General features: G+C 55.0%; 15 protein-coding genes. 8 read left to right on the top strand and 7 right to left on the bottom strand.

The genetic code is table 11. The annotated features are described in order from the left end of the window. The first annotated feature begins 21 nt into the window (after nucleotides 1-21). A complete protein-coding gene (locus HPC62_RS06360) occupies nucleotides 22-555 on the top strand; it encodes a hypothetical protein (protein WP_172354259.1) in 534 nt (177 codons plus the stop codon). Between the two features lie 89 nt (nucleotides 556-644). Here the strand turns inward: HPC62_RS06360 and HPC62_RS06355 are convergent, their stop codons facing one another. Continuing rightward, nucleotides 645-914, bottom strand: coding sequence for a hypothetical protein (locus HPC62_RS06355; protein WP_172353190.1), 270 nt, complete (start codon nucleotides 912-914; stop codon nucleotides 645-647). A 278-nt stretch (nucleotides 915-1192) separates the two neighbouring features. Here HPC62_RS06355 and HPC62_RS23855 point away from each other — a divergent pair, with 278 nt between their 5' ends. Next, nucleotides 1193-1324 (top strand): hypothetical protein, encoded by a 132-nt coding sequence (locus tag HPC62_RS23855; protein WP_255548791.1) that lies wholly within the window; start codon nucleotides 1193-1195, stop codon nucleotides 1322-1324. A 472-nt stretch (nucleotides 1325-1796) separates the two neighbouring features. On the opposite strand, the gene hisG is transcribed toward HPC62_RS23855, so the two are convergent. Continuing rightward, nucleotides 1797-2501 (bottom strand): ATP phosphoribosyltransferase, encoded by a 705-nt coding sequence (hisG, locus tag HPC62_RS06350; RefSeq protein ID WP_172354258.1) that lies wholly within the window; start codon nucleotides 2499-2501, stop codon nucleotides 1797-1799. Nucleotides 2502-3592: 1091 nt separating this feature from the next. Between hisG and HPC62_RS06345 the strand changes: the two genes are divergently transcribed. The 4 genes from HPC62_RS06345 (at nucleotide 3593) to HPC62_RS06330 (ending at nucleotide 7531) form a co-directional block, all read left to right on the top strand. Continuing rightward, nucleotides 3593-4708, top strand: a complete 1116-nt coding sequence (locus tag HPC62_RS06345; RefSeq protein ID WP_172354257.1) for a glycosyltransferase family 4 protein — start codon at nucleotides 3593-3595, stop codon at nucleotides 4706-4708. 232 nt (nucleotides 4709-4940) lie between these two features. After that, complete coding sequence (locus HPC62_RS06340) at nucleotides 4941-5585, top strand: transposase (protein WP_172354256.1); 645 nt, start codon at nucleotides 4941-4943, stop codon at nucleotides 5583-5585. Nucleotides 5586-5638: 53 nt separating this feature from the next. Next, nucleotides 5639-6472, top strand: coding sequence for a nucleoside triphosphate pyrophosphohydrolase (mazG, locus tag HPC62_RS06335; RefSeq protein ID WP_172358807.1), 834 nt, complete (start codon nucleotides 5639-5641; stop codon nucleotides 6470-6472). A gap of 75 nt (nucleotides 6473-6547) precedes the next feature. After that, complete coding sequence (locus HPC62_RS06330) at nucleotides 6548-7531, top strand: isopenicillin N synthase family dioxygenase (RefSeq protein WP_172354255.1); 984 nt, start codon at nucleotides 6548-6550, stop codon at nucleotides 7529-7531. 16 nt (nucleotides 7532-7547) lie between these two features. On the opposite strand, the gene HPC62_RS06325 is transcribed toward HPC62_RS06330, so the two are convergent. Further along, nucleotides 7548-8561, bottom strand: a complete 1014-nt coding sequence (locus HPC62_RS06325) for a phosphodiester glycosidase family protein (RefSeq protein WP_225906660.1) — start codon at nucleotides 8559-8561, stop codon at nucleotides 7548-7550. Nucleotides 8562-8700: 139 nt separating this feature from the next. Between HPC62_RS06325 and HPC62_RS06320 the strand changes: the two genes are divergently transcribed. Continuing rightward, nucleotides 8701-8901, top strand: coding sequence for a hypothetical protein (locus HPC62_RS06320; RefSeq protein WP_172354254.1), 201 nt, complete (start codon nucleotides 8701-8703; stop codon nucleotides 8899-8901). A 1-nt stretch (nucleotide 8902) separates the two neighbouring features. On the opposite strand, the gene HPC62_RS23850 is transcribed toward HPC62_RS06320, so the two are convergent. After that, nucleotides 8903-9031 carry a hypothetical protein gene (locus HPC62_RS23850; protein WP_255548792.1) on the bottom strand — a complete coding sequence of 43 codons (129 nt, stop codon included), beginning with the start codon at nucleotides 9029-9031 and terminating at the stop codon, nucleotides 8903-8905. Between the two features lie 123 nt (nucleotides 9032-9154). Here HPC62_RS23850 and ybaK point away from each other — a divergent pair, with 123 nt between their 5' ends. Then, nucleotides 9155-9634 carry a Cys-tRNA(Pro) deacylase gene (gene ybaK / locus HPC62_RS06315; protein WP_172354253.1) on the top strand — a complete coding sequence of 160 codons (480 nt, stop codon included), beginning with the start codon at nucleotides 9155-9157 and terminating at the stop codon, nucleotides 9632-9634. 81 nt (nucleotides 9635-9715) lie between these two features. Here the strand turns inward: ybaK and HPC62_RS06310 are convergent, their stop codons facing one another. The 3 genes from HPC62_RS06310 to HPC62_RS06300 all read right to left on the bottom strand — a co-directional run bounded on the left by HPC62_RS06310 (nucleotide 9716) and on the right by HPC62_RS06300 (nucleotide 13413). Next, nucleotides 9716-11215 carry a M16 family metallopeptidase gene (locus tag HPC62_RS06310; protein ID WP_205369847.1) on the bottom strand — a complete coding sequence of 500 codons (1500 nt, stop codon included), beginning with the start codon at nucleotides 11213-11215 and terminating at the stop codon, nucleotides 9716-9718. A 72-nt stretch (nucleotides 11216-11287) separates the two neighbouring features. Continuing rightward, nucleotides 11288-12841: a M16 family metallopeptidase gene (locus tag HPC62_RS06305; protein WP_172354251.1), complete on the bottom strand. Its 1554-nt coding sequence runs from the start codon at nucleotides 12839-12841 to the stop codon at nucleotides 11288-11290. 296 nt (nucleotides 12842-13137) lie between these two features. Continuing rightward, nucleotides 13138-13413, bottom strand: a complete 276-nt coding sequence (locus HPC62_RS06300; protein ID WP_172354250.1) for a hypothetical protein — start codon at nucleotides 13411-13413, stop codon at nucleotides 13138-13140. Nucleotides 13414-13541: the final 128 nt, after the last annotated feature.

Genomic DNA, 13541 nt, shown 5'->3' with positions numbered 1-13541 from the left:
AGTAAATTCCTGACACCGCCAATGCTCATCTCTGCCGATACTCGTGTTCCGTTTCCCCGCCCGCTGGTCTACTCCACCTACCGCGACAAGCTCATGGAGTTAGTGCCCTATATGCCCAATATCCGAGGCGTGCAGGTGCGATCGCGCGAGGGAAATGGCGACTGGATAAAATTCGTCAACGAGTGGCAGGGAGGCGGCGATATCCCAACCGCAGCCCGCGCCTTTTTGAACGAGTCGATGCTGTCCTGGACAGAACACGCCGTCTGGCATGGCGATCGCTTCACCACTGAATGGCAAATCGAAACCCACGCCTTTACCGAAGCAGTACGCTGCTTGGGCACGAATCACTTTTTTGAAAACGAGGGGATGACCGTCATCGAAAGCCGGGGAGAACTCATCATTGATCCCCGCAAGCTCAAGGACGTTCCGCCGTTCCTGGCAGGCATGGTCAGCGGCATCGTGGAGGACTTTTTGGGCAAAAAGATCGGCCCCAACCTAGTGCAAATGGGCAGCGGCGTGACGACCTATTTAGAACGCCAAGCCGTTCGCCCGTAGAGCGTTCAGAATCCGTCACTCATCTTTCAAGCTGCCTGTCTGCTTCAGGACAGCTTGGAAGATCAGCAATTTCTTTGAAAGACCACCTATCAGGCTAGCGACGTTTTGCGGCGGGTGGTTCGTGCTTTTTTAGTCGTCTTTGCAGCAGTCGTCGGAGTAGCTTTAGCAGGCTGCTCTGTCGCGGGACGGATCGGCCCATCAAAGGAAATCAGAAACGAAGTTTGGGGCAAAACGCGACTCACCAGCTTCAGATAAGATTCCGCATCGTTGCGATAGCGAAACCGCGCTACGGGAGCATTCTGCATAGTGGGCAGCAGCTTGTAGACAACCCAAGGGCTAAGCTGATCTTGATAGGTCATAAGAATGGCTCCTTGCTGAGATTTAGTTGAAATTTAAGCAATGGTATGGTTGCCGCCGGACTTGAAAAGCAGCTTGTTGAGCAAAACCCTGGAGCATATTCCAGGTAGCGCACCCCAGGTAGCGCACTCCAGACAAAGCGCTCTCTAAAGCAGCGTCTAGTTCTGAAAGATTTGCCAGAAAGAACTGCCTGAAAGACCTGGTTGAATCTGCTTCAATGAAGCCGAATCTACCTCAGCGCCCACGCAGGCACGCGACACCCTGATCTTCGACCTGCGGCATGAAACAAGCCGACAAAAAGCAGATCTTCAATGCTAGAAACATTGAAGAATCAGCAGTTCAAACAACTTATGTCAAACAACCTCTAGCAGCGCTTGAACCGCTGCCCACAGTCTTGAAACCTGAGTGGTAACCGAAACCCGTAGCGTAAACTCAGATCAAATCCAAATCAAATCCAAATCAAACCCGGAACATCAAAGCCAGATCGACTTCAGTCGAAATTGCGTCCGATCGAAATCATCTCCACAGCTTCACCAGCATAACCGACTGTTGGCGTTCTAACTTCTTTTTCAACAATCTAGACGCGCTCCCAGAGCAGATTTTCGAGTCATTACACAGTCTTTACAGACAAAAGGACAGCACAATGCAGAAACTCAGCCTAGGAAACAACACCCAAATTCGCTGATCAGAAGTATGCAAAACACGCCTCAAGACGCTACTGCTGACCAAAGCTATTCCCGTAACTACTATATATAGTTGTCTGATCGAAAAAATTCAACTGTATATGGGGTCTATCGGGAAAACTAAATATTTTTTTACACTTTACGCTTTTGGGTCGGCAATCGGAATAAGCGCCATTCTTGCAATCTTGGTCGAGTCAAGGCTCAGGCAGAAGCCGGAGTTTCAACCACAGTTTTAATTGCAGCCTCAGCCACGGCTTTGCCAGCGACTACTTGAGAAGTGTGTGTCCGCAGTTGCTCCACAATATCCTGCACGCCGTCTTGATTGAGCCGATAGCTGAGCGGATGGGCAATCAGTCGGGCCGTACTTTCAAACAGGCGATCGATTTCAATCAGGTTGTTTTCCTGGAGGGTGCGCCCGGTAGCCACCAAGTCCACGATCGCCTCTGACATCCCTGTGATTGGCCCCAGCTCTACAGACCCATAGAGCGGCACGATGTCTACGGGTAAGTCTAGGCTCTGAAAATAGTCGTGGGCGCAGCGCACAAACTTGGACGCAACTCGGCAGTGGGGCGGCAGATCGAGTGCTGAGCGATAGGGGCTGGTCGCTTTGACCGCGACCGACATGCGGCATTGCCCAAATCCCAAGTCCACCAGATGGGCAACCTTGGGCTGTTTTTCACGCAACACGTCGTAACCAATCACGCCTAGGTGTGCTTGTCCATATTCCACATAAACGGGCACGTCGTAATTACGAACTAGCAGCCCGTGCGCCCGCCCACTGCTATCAAGGATTTCAAGCTGGCGATTGGCTGGGTTGAGAAACTCGCTGAAATCAAGCCCGATGGCTTGAAAAAGCTGAATACTGTCTTTTAGCAGCCCGCCTTTGGGCAGCGCAACGGTCAGCATAGAGGATGAAGTCGATAGCTTTACTAATATAAATTTTAGTTGATTTCTATACCCGTTTAGCCGCAGCTAGCGTTAATCAAACTCAGAAATGATGCGTCTGGATGAGGCAGGCGGGTGAGGCGATCGCCCCTTCCTCAAAGTATTCTCTAAGTATGTCTCTTGATGGGAGAGAATTGAGTTACGACTCTTACTCCCGGAGTTTGGCATTTGATTTCTAGAGGGAAGATTCCAGAAGTGTTGAACGCAATGTTAGCAGGGCAAGTTCATAGCTGAATCCAGTACAAAAGATCTATAATTCTGCCTGTAATGACCTACTTATTGCTTCCATTCTCAATAATCCGCCTCTTGAGAGTGCTTTTTGTAAAGTTTTACCATCAAGATTCAACACTTCTGGGAAGATTCAAGTCCGATCTTGCGTTTCAGAATCCAATCCTGAAGCAAGCTGACACAAATAAACGGAAATGACTTTTTGCAAGTCTATTTGCGTAGCCTCGACACTTCAACTGCAAAACTCTAACTGCAAAAGTTTAATAATCTTTGCAGACGCTTAGCTATTTTTGGGGTTGATCTTATGTACAGTTATCCTACAATGCCACTTCCTCAGATGATGCTCGGAGCATCCTTGCAAAGGCAGTGGCGATTCCCTCAGGCGATGCTTGGAGCCTCCTTGCAAAGGCAGGGTCGATCCAGGCTGTATCTCAATCTAATTTTATCTAGCGTAAATAGAATCAACCTATGGTTGCCCAGTTTATTTTCGCTGATTTGGTGCAGCAATCAGTCGGGGCAAACTAACTCTTCAGATAGCCGACCAGAGGATTTGGGTACGGATAATGCAGTCTCTGAACCACTAGCTTATACAACAGAAGACACTCAACTGGACGTTCCGGCAGTCGAGTTGAGTGGCTTTTGGATACAAGAACAATTGACAGAGAATGCGGATATAACCTCAGCCAGCGCTTACGCTTTTGATGTGACTGAATCTCGCTGTTTGAGACACTGTTGGACATCCAATCGAAACGCAGAGCATCGATGTCTTGTAGGATGTTGGCAGGAATGTGAGCCGGGTGGGTGTTCCAATTTGGACTCTGAGCATGGGGGCGATCTCTGATTCGGCTGACCTGATTGTGAGTTTGTCGGTGGTGGGCGATCGCCCTACTGGATTAGCCACCTATGCGCTCAATGTTGCACCCCATCTGGCAGTTCAAAACACTCTGCTTTTAGCCTCCCTAGAAGCACAGCATCAAATTTCTAAAACCCAGACGCGAGACATTTCCTACTACGAAATTCCGTCCGGAATGAGCGCAGAACATGGCAAGGCAGGGCACTTTAGGCGACTGCGCTGGACGCAAACCCAACTCCCCAAAATTTATCAAGTCCTAAAGGCAAATCTCGTGTTTTCTCCGCTTCCCGAAGCCCCAATTTGGAACCCGTGTCGCTCGGTGGTGATGGTGCATGACTTGATTCCGCTGCGGTTTCCAAACTGGCGATCGCCCCTCACAATTTATGCCAAATACTATGTGCCGCTGGTGCTAAATCAGGCGCTACATATTGTCTGCAACTCGCAGGCGACAGCGGACGATATTGTTGCTTTTTACCACATTTCAGCAGATAAGATTACGCCTATTCCGCTGGCCTACAATGCCGATCATTTTCGCTTGCTCGATTTACCCACCAGCAATTATTTTGTCTATCTGGGGCGGCAAGATCCCTACAAAAATCTGCACCGCGTTTTAGATGCGTTTGCAGCGCTGCCCCGCTGTCAGGACTATGAACTGTGGCTGGTGGGTTCGACCGACCCCCGCTTTGCGCCCGACCTGTCCACCCACGCCGAAGCGCTGGGCATTGCGGATCAGGTGAAATTTTTGGACTACGTGCCCTACACCGACCTGCCCGAGGTGCTAAATCGGGCGATCGCGCTTCTGTTTCCCAGCCTGTGGGAAGGGTTTGGCTTTCCGGTGCTGGAGGCGATGGCCTGCGGTACGCCCGTCATCACGTCGAATCGCTCGTCGATGCCAGAGGTGGCGGGGGATGCGGCGCTGCTGGTGAACCCGGAAGATACCGGGGCGATCGCCCATGCTATGCAGCGCTTGGTGACAGAACCCGACGTGCGATCGCACCTCCGCACCGCTGGACTGGCCCGCGCCCGCCAGTTCAGCTGGGAAAAAACCGGAGCCACGACTCGCGCACTACTGAGTCAATTTTTGTAGCCAATTTCTGTAGGCAGTTTTGTAGCCAATTTTTATATCAAGCTCTTGAGCAAGTTCTAAGTAGCTAGACAGGAAAAGTTATAAGATAGGTCAGTTGATTTTGAGTGCATCTATGCCTGCGGTTCATCACAGTAGACCTCCTGCATGAATGGGAGGGAATGTGCCAGTTAGGGATAAAAGCTTGCAAAGATGGGTAGGCGCATGGCAGAACTAAATCCAAGGAGGAAATGCCATGCCTTATCAAGCCTTGCAAAGTCTGTCTGCTGGAGAGTTTAAGCGATTCTGCGGTGTCAACCGCATCATCAGGAAAGTGGAAGACATCTTGATCAAGTGCGGCAAGTTTCGCTTGCCCAGCCAACGGCAGTGGTACCAGCCTGGATGGGAATGGAAAGTGTTTATCGTAGACGCAGGTGAAGTTGAAATTGAACGTCAAAAAAAACAGAAACGTGACTACAGTGGCAAGCAGAAGAGCCATACCCTGAAGGCGCAACTGTTGGTGGATTTTGAGAACGGGCAGGTGATTGCGACTGCAATCGACAAAGGCAAGACGCATGACTTCAAGCTGCTCAAACGAAGTCGCCTGCCCTGGGTATCGTCGCAGTTATGTTTAGCTGACCGCGGGTATCAAGGGTTTGCCAAGCGTCATGCTGGAGCTTGTACGCCCACCCAAAAGCCGCGCAACCAACCGTTAGCCGAGGACGAGAAGCAACACAATCGGGCATTAGCGAGACTGCGGGTGAAAGTAGAGCATGTGATTCGTCGCTTCAAGATCTTTCGCATCTTCTCAGGGCGCTATCGCAGCCGGAGACGACGCTTTGGCTTGCGCTTGAACTTGATTGCAGGGTTGCTCAACTACGAACTGGCACACGCTTCCTGATTCATGCAGGAGGTCTAATGCCTCAAGCACTGCATCCCCCCAACCTTCCAGATATGACCCAAACGCCCTCCGCCAGCCCCGACCCCACTCTTGCCGCGTTGCAGCGACTGATCGACGTGGTGGCAGCGCTGCGATCGCCCGATGGCGGCTGTCCGTGGGATCTGGCCCAAACGCCGGAGACGCTGATTCCCTATGTGATCGAGGAAGCCTATGAAGTGGTAGATGCCATTCGCCAGGGAAAACCGGAGGCGATCGCCGATGAACTGGGCGATTTGCTGCTGCAAGTGGTGCTGCAAGCACAGATCGCGTCGGAGGCGCAGCAATTTTCGCTCAAGGACGTGGCAGAGGGGATCACCCAAAAGCTGATTCGCCGCCATCCCCATGTGTTTGGCGAGGTGACGGTGGCAGACGCGGGCGAGGTCGTGCAGAACTGGGAGCAAATCAAAGCCCAGGAAGAAAAGGCATCGGGGATTGAACGGCTGACCCCCCGGCTAGAACGCTACGGGCGATCGCTCCCGCCCCTCACCGCAGCCCTTAAGATTTCCCAAAAAGCGGCCAAAGCTGGGTTCGAGTGGGACAGCATCGACGGCGTGTGGGACAAGTTTCACGAGGAGCTAGAAGAATTTCGGCAGGCGATCGCCCAGGAACCCAAAGCCAACCAGCAAGCCGAATTGGGCGACCTGTTCTTTACGCTGGTCAACCTCGCCCGCTGGCACGACCTCGACCCCGCCGAAGCCCTCCACAGCACTAACCAGCGGTTTATCCAGCGCTTTGCCTTAGTAGAAGAGGCGATTTTGCAAGAGAGCGATCGCCCTTTGGCCGACTATTCCCTAGAAGAACTCGAAGCCCTCTGGCAAACAGCCAAAGCTCGCCTGAAGCAGGGTTAAACTGACGCAAACGAAACAGTCGGGCGATCGCCCCGCCGCTATGCTGACGGTCAACTGTTTCGCTCAAAACCTCTGATGGTCACTTCTGTTCTCTCCCCCATCCACACGATTCCAGTGATTGACATCGGCGGGCTGCGATCGCCCGATTGGGCAGAACGCAAAGCCGTCGCTGCCCACCTCCGCAAAGCCAGTCACGAAGTCGGCTTTTTCTACATTGCCAACCACGGCATCGATGCTGCGCTAGTTGACCAGATCTTTGCCGAATCTCATCGCTTCTTTGCGCTGCCCGATGCAGACAAGCTAGAGATTTCGATCCAGCACTCTCCCATCTCTCGCGGCTACGAGCCTTTGAAGCACCAGACGCTCGATCTCAACGCCGCGCCGGATCTCAAGGAGAGCATTTATATCGGGCTGCATCGCGGCCCCGACGACCCGTTGGTGCAGGCAAACACGCCCAACCACGGCCCCAACCTGTATTCCCGCAACCTCCCCGGCTGGCGCGAGGTCGTAGAGCAATATTTCGCTGCCATGCTGAATTTGTCTTATCAACTGATGCGAGGGCTGGCGCTCTCGCTCGACCTGGAGGAGCATCACTTTGATCCCCTGGCCGACGACCCCATGCCCATTTTGCGACTGCTGCACTACCCGCCCCATCCCGTACAGGCAGACGATCGCACTTGGGGCTGCGGCGCTCATACCGACTGGGGCTGCCTCACAATCCTGCTGCAAGACGCGGCGGGCAGGCTAGAGGTGAAAACCGCCAGCGGCGACTGGATTGCTGCCGAGCCGATTCCCGATACCTTTGTAATCAACATCGGCGACATGATGGCCCGCTGGACCAACGACTACTATCAGTCCACGCCCCATCGCGTGGTGAACCGTTCAGGGGGCGATCGCTACTCCGTTCCCTTCTTTTTCGACATCAACTACCATGCGCTGGTCGAATGCCTGCCCACCTGCCAGAGCGAAACGAACCCGCCGAAATATCCGCCCATCACCGCAGGGGATCACATTGTTGAAATGTATCAAAAGACCTACCAGCGAGTGATGGGGGCGTGATGAGGAATAGCGCCCTCTAGTCCCTGGGTCTGCGGCGCACCTCCAGCACCGACTTCACCGGCCGCTGAATCGGGCTGCCCTGGGCATCGACGCGACCCAAGACGGTGTTCCCGCTGACGTACAGCGAAGCGGAACTGCCGCCATCCAGGTTCATTGCGTCTACCACACCGAGCGATCGCAGAAAGTTCGACAACTCCGCCAGCGACAGCCCAGAACTGGTCGGCGCGTCGGGGCGCTGAGCGGCCATCGCTAGCACAATGTCTCCATTGGGCAAAATCCCGACGGCAGAGCGGGCATTGGGCTGGGTGCTGCCAATGGCATCGCGGCCCGTGGCGGGGTCGGCAAAGCCCTCGGCTTCGAGCGTCAGGTCTGGCAGCAGGCGCGGGCCGCCGCCGATCGCGTCTTGCAGCGTACAGCCGAGCGGGACGGCTTCGGCATGAAGGGCGATCGCATAGTGGTCGCGTTCCTGCCCCGGTTGCCCACAGCGATAGCGGCGAAACTCCGAGCGGTTGAGGATTTTGGGCAGGTAGGGCGCGAGGTTGGGGTTTTGCATGAGGCGATCGTTTTGGTGCGGGTCGGCGACGAGTTGCCCGTTTTGCACTACATAGGAAGTGGTGAGTCCGTTCACCGGGTCAAAAAAGCCCGCGTTGATAGCGGCCACGGTTCCCGACTGCGCGGCAAACTGGGGCAGCGGCTGCAACGCTTGGGCGATCGCAGGCACAACCTCAAACGTGCGAATCGGCACCATCACCCAATGCACGTCCGCCGTGGGCAGCGCTTCTACGCGATATTGCACGTCATGCTGGTCATGCTGCACGTCTGGGGACGCTTCTGGAGGCAAGTCTGGGGGCAAGTCTGGAGACACATCTGAGGACAAGTCTTGGGCGGGTGGCGCTGATGAAGCCGATAAACCCGTCGGGCTGCCTGCGCCTGCCACAGAGCGATCGCACCCCGCCAGTCCGACTGCCAGTCCAGCAGCCAGTCCGCCTGCCAGCAGCCAGCCCAGCCATAGCCCCTGCCAAACTCTCATGCCTGCTAAATCTCTAAGGTTTAACCCCAATTTGCCTCGGTGTTGTGAAGCGATATGGCTGACCCCAAGTTCCCGAGTCCCGACTTATTACAGCAGATTACAGCAGATTTTTGAACAGCAGCACCACCCGTCCCGCGAGATGGTCAAACAAGGGGCGATTTTGCCAATCGGCATAGGTGAGACACTGGCTATCGGCGATCGCCCCGATAAAGAACTGCTCCAGGTTTTGAGCCAGCGCCGGATAGCGCCCCGAAATGTTGAGTTCGTCATTGTGAAACGCACTGCGCGGGTCGAGGTTGGCGCTGCCCGTGCTGACCTAGGCCTCATCCACCAGAATTAACTTAGCGTGCATCATGCTGGGCTGATACTCGCAGCAGCAGCGTCGCCACTTCGCCTTCGTAGGCTACTTCAAACTCTGCCCAGGGTGCAGCGTCGTGGTCAAATTCAGTGCCGTCCCAGTAGTCTGACATACCTGCCCCGCTAATCAGCAGACTACCCTGGTGGACTTTTGGACTAATCATCCAAACGCGAATCTAAAATCCAGAATCGACATGACTCGTATCATAAGAGGGTTGGCTGAGAAGTCACTGGATATGAAAACGAACGCCGCCCGCGCCCTGGATAAACTGGGCATTGCCTATGAACTGCTGGAATACGAAGTCAACCCCGATGACCTAGCGGCGGAGTCCGTGGCGGCAAAAATTGGGCTGGAGCCGGAGCGCGTGTTCAAAACGCTGGTTGCCAGGGGCGATCGCACAGGCGTAATTCTCGCAGTCATTCCTGGCAACATGCACCTGAACCTGAAGGCGCTGGCCGCCCTCTCCGGCAACCGCAAGGTTGAAACAGTTCCCCTCAAAGAGGTGCAGCCGCTCACGGGCTACATTCGCGGCGGCGTGACGGCCCTCGCCTGCAAAAAAGACTACCCAGTTTACGTAGACGAACTGATCGAGCTATTCGACACGATCACCATCTCTGCCGGAATGCGCGGGCTGCAAATCCTGATCACGCCTACCGACTACATCCAGGCAGTTCAAGGAACTGTCGGGGCGATCGCCCAGGACAAGGAGAGCTAAGGGAGAAAGAGAGAAGAACGAAGAACGAAGAGGTTTCGTTTTTCATTTTTCGTTCTTCGTTCTTCATTTTTCCCGTCTCTCCTACTCCGGGATCGTGATATCAATCGGCTGCGGGCTGCTCCCTAGGGTCGAAAGCGGCGGCTGAATCGCAGCGGCATTGCCCACCACCAGCGTCACCAGCTTATCGGGCTGGAGATAGGTCTGGGCGGCGCGGAGTATGTCTTCGGCGGTGGTGGCTTCGACCTGTCTCTGGTACTGGAAGATAAAGTCCTTGGGATAGCCATAGTATTCGTAGCGCATCAGGCGAGAGAGCGTTTGCCCCGGCGTTTCAAAGTTAAACACAAAGGCGTTGAGGGCTGAGTCCTTAGCCTGCTGTAGCTCGTCATCGGACACGGGCGTTGTGCGGACTCGCTCGATTTCCGTCTTGAGCGCCTGGATAAAGGGAACGGTGGCATCGGAGCGGGTCTGGCCGCCGCCCACAAACACGCCCGGATAGTCAAACTGAGGCGACCAGTAGGCATAGACCACGTAGGCGAGTCCTTGGCGCGATCGCACTTCGTTCACCAGCCGCCCGCCAAAGCCATTTAGCACGTCGTTCAGCACAGTCATAGGGGCATAGTCGGGATCGCTCAATTTGCCGCCCAGATGTCCGATTAGTACGCTGCTCTGAGTCAACTGGGGCCGATCGACTAGGAAAATGCCGCCCGGTTGCGCCTGGGCCACCGCGGGCAGGGGATTGAGGTCGGAATTGTCCAACGCTGGGTTGCGCTCCCAATCGCCAAACTGGGCTTCGATGAGCGATCGCATTTCGGCACTGTCAAAGTCGCCCACGATGCCCAGCAGCATATTGTTGGGATGGAAGTAGGTGCGATGGTAGGCGATCGCATCTTCGCGCTGAATGCGGTCGAGGGTGGCGTATTCTGTCGTGCGGGCGTAGGGACTCTGCGGGCCGTAGATGAGCTTAAAAAATTCGCGGCGGGCAATGTCATCGGGGTCATCATTGCGGCGGGCAATGAAGCCGCGTCGCTGGTTTTTCACCAGCGCAAACTTGTCAGGTGCAAAGGCGGGCTGGCGAATCACCTCGGCAAACAGCCCAAACACCTCTGGCAGGTCTTCGCTGAGAGAATAGAAGCTGGCATTGCCCGACGCATTGCTGATGCCGGTTTCCACGTAGGCGGCGCGGCTTTCCAGCAGGGCGTTCAGGTCGTCGGGCGAGTGTTGGAGCGTGCCACCACTCCGCATCACCTCGCCCGTAATGCCGCTCAGCCCCACCTTGTCGGCTGGCTCCCAGCGGCTCCCGACGCGAAAGATGGCCGTGCCGCTCACCAGGGGCAATTCGTGGTCTTCGACCAGATACACCATCAGCCCGTTGTCTAGCTGAAACTGGGTGTATTCCGGCAGTTGCACAGGTGGCAGCGGCGGAAAGGTGAGCTGGTCGTAGGGCACCGCAGGCGCTGCCCGCACTGGGTCAGGGGTGAGCCATAGCCCCAGCAGCAGCAGCGGGGCGATCGCCCCCCATGCCAATCGCCGTAGCCATTTCGAGCGCAAGCCGAGCCGCCAGTTCGATTGCAAAGCCGTCATCCACACTTTCCTCATGCCTTCTAAATCTCTAAATCTTTCCTGCCCTGGCGCTGCACATTCAACCCCTACCCCCTACTCCTCCGGCAGCAGCTTACCAATCGTCAGCTTTTGCGGCACAAATAGCGACTGGGCGACCCGCTGCACGTCTTCTGCCGTCACCGATTCAAACGCCTTCAGGTCTTCAAATAAATTGCGCCAGTCTCCAGTATTTGCTTCATATTCCGGCAACAGGCTAGCCATGCCCCGATTCGATGCCAGCAGTTGCAGCATTCCTGCCCGCGCCTGGGTCTTCACCCGCTCTAGTTCTGCGGGCGCGACTGGCTCCGTCTTCAGCCGCTCTAGCTCAGCGTTGAGGATGGTGGCGATTTCGTCAATGGTGTGTCCCGGTGCGGTTTGGGCGAAAAATAGCATCATGTTGGAATAGCGATCGCCCGGAAAGCCATTTGCCACATCCGTACTCAGCGAGATGCCCGTTTCCACCAGCGATTTGTAGAGTCGGGAGGTGCGGCCGCCCGTCAGCACAGAGGCTAAAATCTGATAAGTGGCATTGTCGGCATCGTCGCTGGCAGGGCGCTGATAGCCGACCAAATACCAGGGTTCCGTCTTCTGTCGCAGCACCACTTCTCGCGGCCCGGTCTGGTTTGGCGGAGGAGCCGTAATGTTTGGGGCGCGGCTGCGAGTGCGGAAGCGACCAAAGTAAATCTCTGCCAACCGCTTCACCTCGGCGGGATCAACGTCGCCCACCACCGCTATTGTGATGCGGTCTGGCGTGTAATAGGTGTCGAAAAAGTCCTGAATATCTCGGCGGGTCAGGTTGCGAATATCTTCTTCGTAGCCGATGATTGGGCGGCCGTAGGGATGATCTGGAAAGCCCGCTTCTAGAAATGCTTCCACCATCTTGCCGATGGGCGAGTTGTCCGTCCGCATTCGCCGCTCTTCCAGGATTACGTCCTTTTCTTCGTAAAACTCACGAAAGACGGGATCAAGGAATCGGTCGGACTCTAGCGACATCCATAGTTCCAGCTTGTTGGCCGGAAAGCTGTAGAAGTAGCGCGTTGCGTCCGCGGAGGTGGTCGCGTTTAGCCCTACGCCGCCTGCCCGTTCCACCACCTGCCCATATTCGTTTTGGCGGACGTATTGCGCGGCCTGCGATCGCACTCGGTCAAACTCTTCCTGTAGCTCTGCGGCGCGACCCGTCTGCCCTGCGGCCTTGGCCACCTGGATGCGGTCAAATAGCCGATCCAGTCGAGCTAGCAGCGGCCGTTCAGCGGCGTAGTCGCTGGTGCCCAGGCGGGTTGTGCCCTTAAATGCCAGATGCTCCAGGAAATGGGCGGCTCCGGTTTTGCCTGCGGCTTCGTAGGCCGCTCCCACATTTACATAGGTCATGAACGAAATTACCGGAGCCTGATGCCGCTCTAGCACGATGAATTTCATGCCATTGTCGAGGGTAAATTCGGTTACGCGATCGACCACCCGATCGATGTAGGGCTGGATCGACAGCGGTTCAGAACGGGGGGCGGTGCGGGCGATCGCCACGGTCGGAAACAGGCTCCACACGCCCAGCAGCAGAGCCAATGCAACCACAGGAATCAGGGCCAATCGTGCCCGATGAGTCTTCAAAGTCATGCAAGCTGAGCGCAATCTATTCAGCGCAGTAAATTCCACAAGTTTTACAAAAAAATCCACGAGCCTCTTGCATGGTATCCACTGTAGGGGCAAGGCTGCCGTGGTAAATCATCGAAAATATTCGATAAAAAAAGAAATGGCCATAGATTTATATCAATCTTGACGGTCATTTTGTTGATGATTAGAACCAACGGCATCGCCGCTTGCCTTTTGTTTAAAAAAGCTCTCTAGAAGTAAAAAAGCTCTCTAGAAGCGTTCTTTAGAAAAGCTCTTTAGAAAAGCTCTTTAAAAGAGTCCTACAGGCCTTCGCTCCAATCGGGACAAAGTTCACCTTCCCAGCCAAAAGGATGAAACCCGCAGATCAGCATTTGACGGCGATCGCCATAGCCATAGGCAACCCCGTGATAATGTTCGCAGCCCAGGCAAGACTTGGGGCGAGAAGGAGACGTTTCGGTAAACCCAAGCTGCGATCGCAAAATATGCAGGCGACTCTGGTGACGATGCCAGCTTGCATGGTCGGCTTTTCGGAAGCTGTCGTTGGCGCGCCTGAAGGCATTGCTGGGAGCATTCATAGGCCTGCGCGGAGAGTAAAAAACAAGCTGCTCAAGCAGAACATGCGGACAGCGGACATCCAGCCTGCTTCATCTACATTTTATAGTTCCCCACAGTCTCCCAAAGGCCAACAGCAATGAACCGCAAA

The organism is Thermoleptolyngbya sichuanensis A183, assembly GCF_013177315.1.
Taxonomy (GTDB): domain Bacteria; phylum Cyanobacteriota; class Cyanobacteriia; order Elainellales; family Elainellaceae; genus Thermoleptolyngbya; species Thermoleptolyngbya sichuanensis.
The sequence above is the reverse complement of the archived record's forward strand: the minus strand, read 5'-3'. Positions and strand labels throughout refer to the sequence as shown.

What these genes read in the sequence shown, in the direction of transcription:
- HPC62_RS06360 (WP_172354259.1), top strand. Translation starts at nt 22, where the DNA reads ATGCTCATCTCTGCCGATACTCGTGTTCCGTTTCCCCGCCCGCTGGTC.
- mazG (WP_172358807.1), top strand. Translation starts at nt 5,639, where the DNA reads ATGACCCAAACGCCCTCCGCCAGCCCCGACCCCACTCTTGCCGCGTTG.
- HPC62_RS23855 (WP_255548791.1), top strand. Translation starts at nt 1,193, where the DNA reads ATGAAACAAGCCGACAAAAAGCAGATCTTCAATGCTAGAAACATTGAA.
- HPC62_RS06320 (WP_172354254.1), top strand. Translation starts at nt 8,701, where the DNA reads ATGGTCAAACAAGGGGCGATTTTGCCAATCGGCATAGGTGAGACACTG.
- HPC62_RS06330 (WP_172354255.1), top strand. Translation starts at nt 6,548, where the DNA reads ATGGTCACTTCTGTTCTCTCCCCCATCCACACGATTCCAGTGATTGAC.
- hisG (WP_172354258.1), bottom strand. Translation starts at nt 2,501, where the DNA reads ATGCTGACCGTTGCGCTGCCCAAAGGCGGGCTGCTAAAAGACAGTATT.
- HPC62_RS23850 (WP_255548792.1), bottom strand. Translation starts at nt 9,031, where the DNA reads ATGTCAGACTACTGGGACGGCACTGAATTTGACCACGACGCTGCACCC.
- HPC62_RS06345 (WP_172354257.1), top strand. Translation starts at nt 3,593, where the DNA reads ATGGGGGCGATCTCTGATTCGGCTGACCTGATTGTGAGTTTGTCGGTG.
- HPC62_RS06340 (WP_172354256.1), top strand. Translation starts at nt 4,941, where the DNA reads ATGCCTTATCAAGCCTTGCAAAGTCTGTCTGCTGGAGAGTTTAAGCGA.
- ybaK (WP_172354253.1), top strand. Translation starts at nt 9,155, where the DNA reads ATGAAAACGAACGCCGCCCGCGCCCTGGATAAACTGGGCATTGCCTAT.
- HPC62_RS06305 (WP_172354251.1), bottom strand. Translation starts at nt 12,841, where the DNA reads ATGACTTTGAAGACTCATCGGGCACGATTGGCCCTGATTCCTGTGGTT.
- HPC62_RS06310 (WP_205369847.1), bottom strand. Translation starts at nt 11,215, where the DNA reads ATGACGGCTTTGCAATCGAACTGGCGGCTCGGCTTGCGCTCGAAATGG.
- HPC62_RS06355 (WP_172353190.1), bottom strand. Translation starts at nt 914, where the DNA reads ATGACCTATCAAGATCAGCTTAGCCCTTGGGTTGTCTACAAGCTGCTG.
- HPC62_RS06300 (WP_172354250.1), bottom strand. Translation starts at nt 13,413, where the DNA reads ATGAATGCTCCCAGCAATGCCTTCAGGCGCGCCAACGACAGCTTCCGA.
- HPC62_RS06325 (WP_225906660.1), bottom strand. Translation starts at nt 8,561, where the DNA reads ATGAGAGTTTGGCAGGGGCTATGGCTGGGCTGGCTGCTGGCAGGCGGA.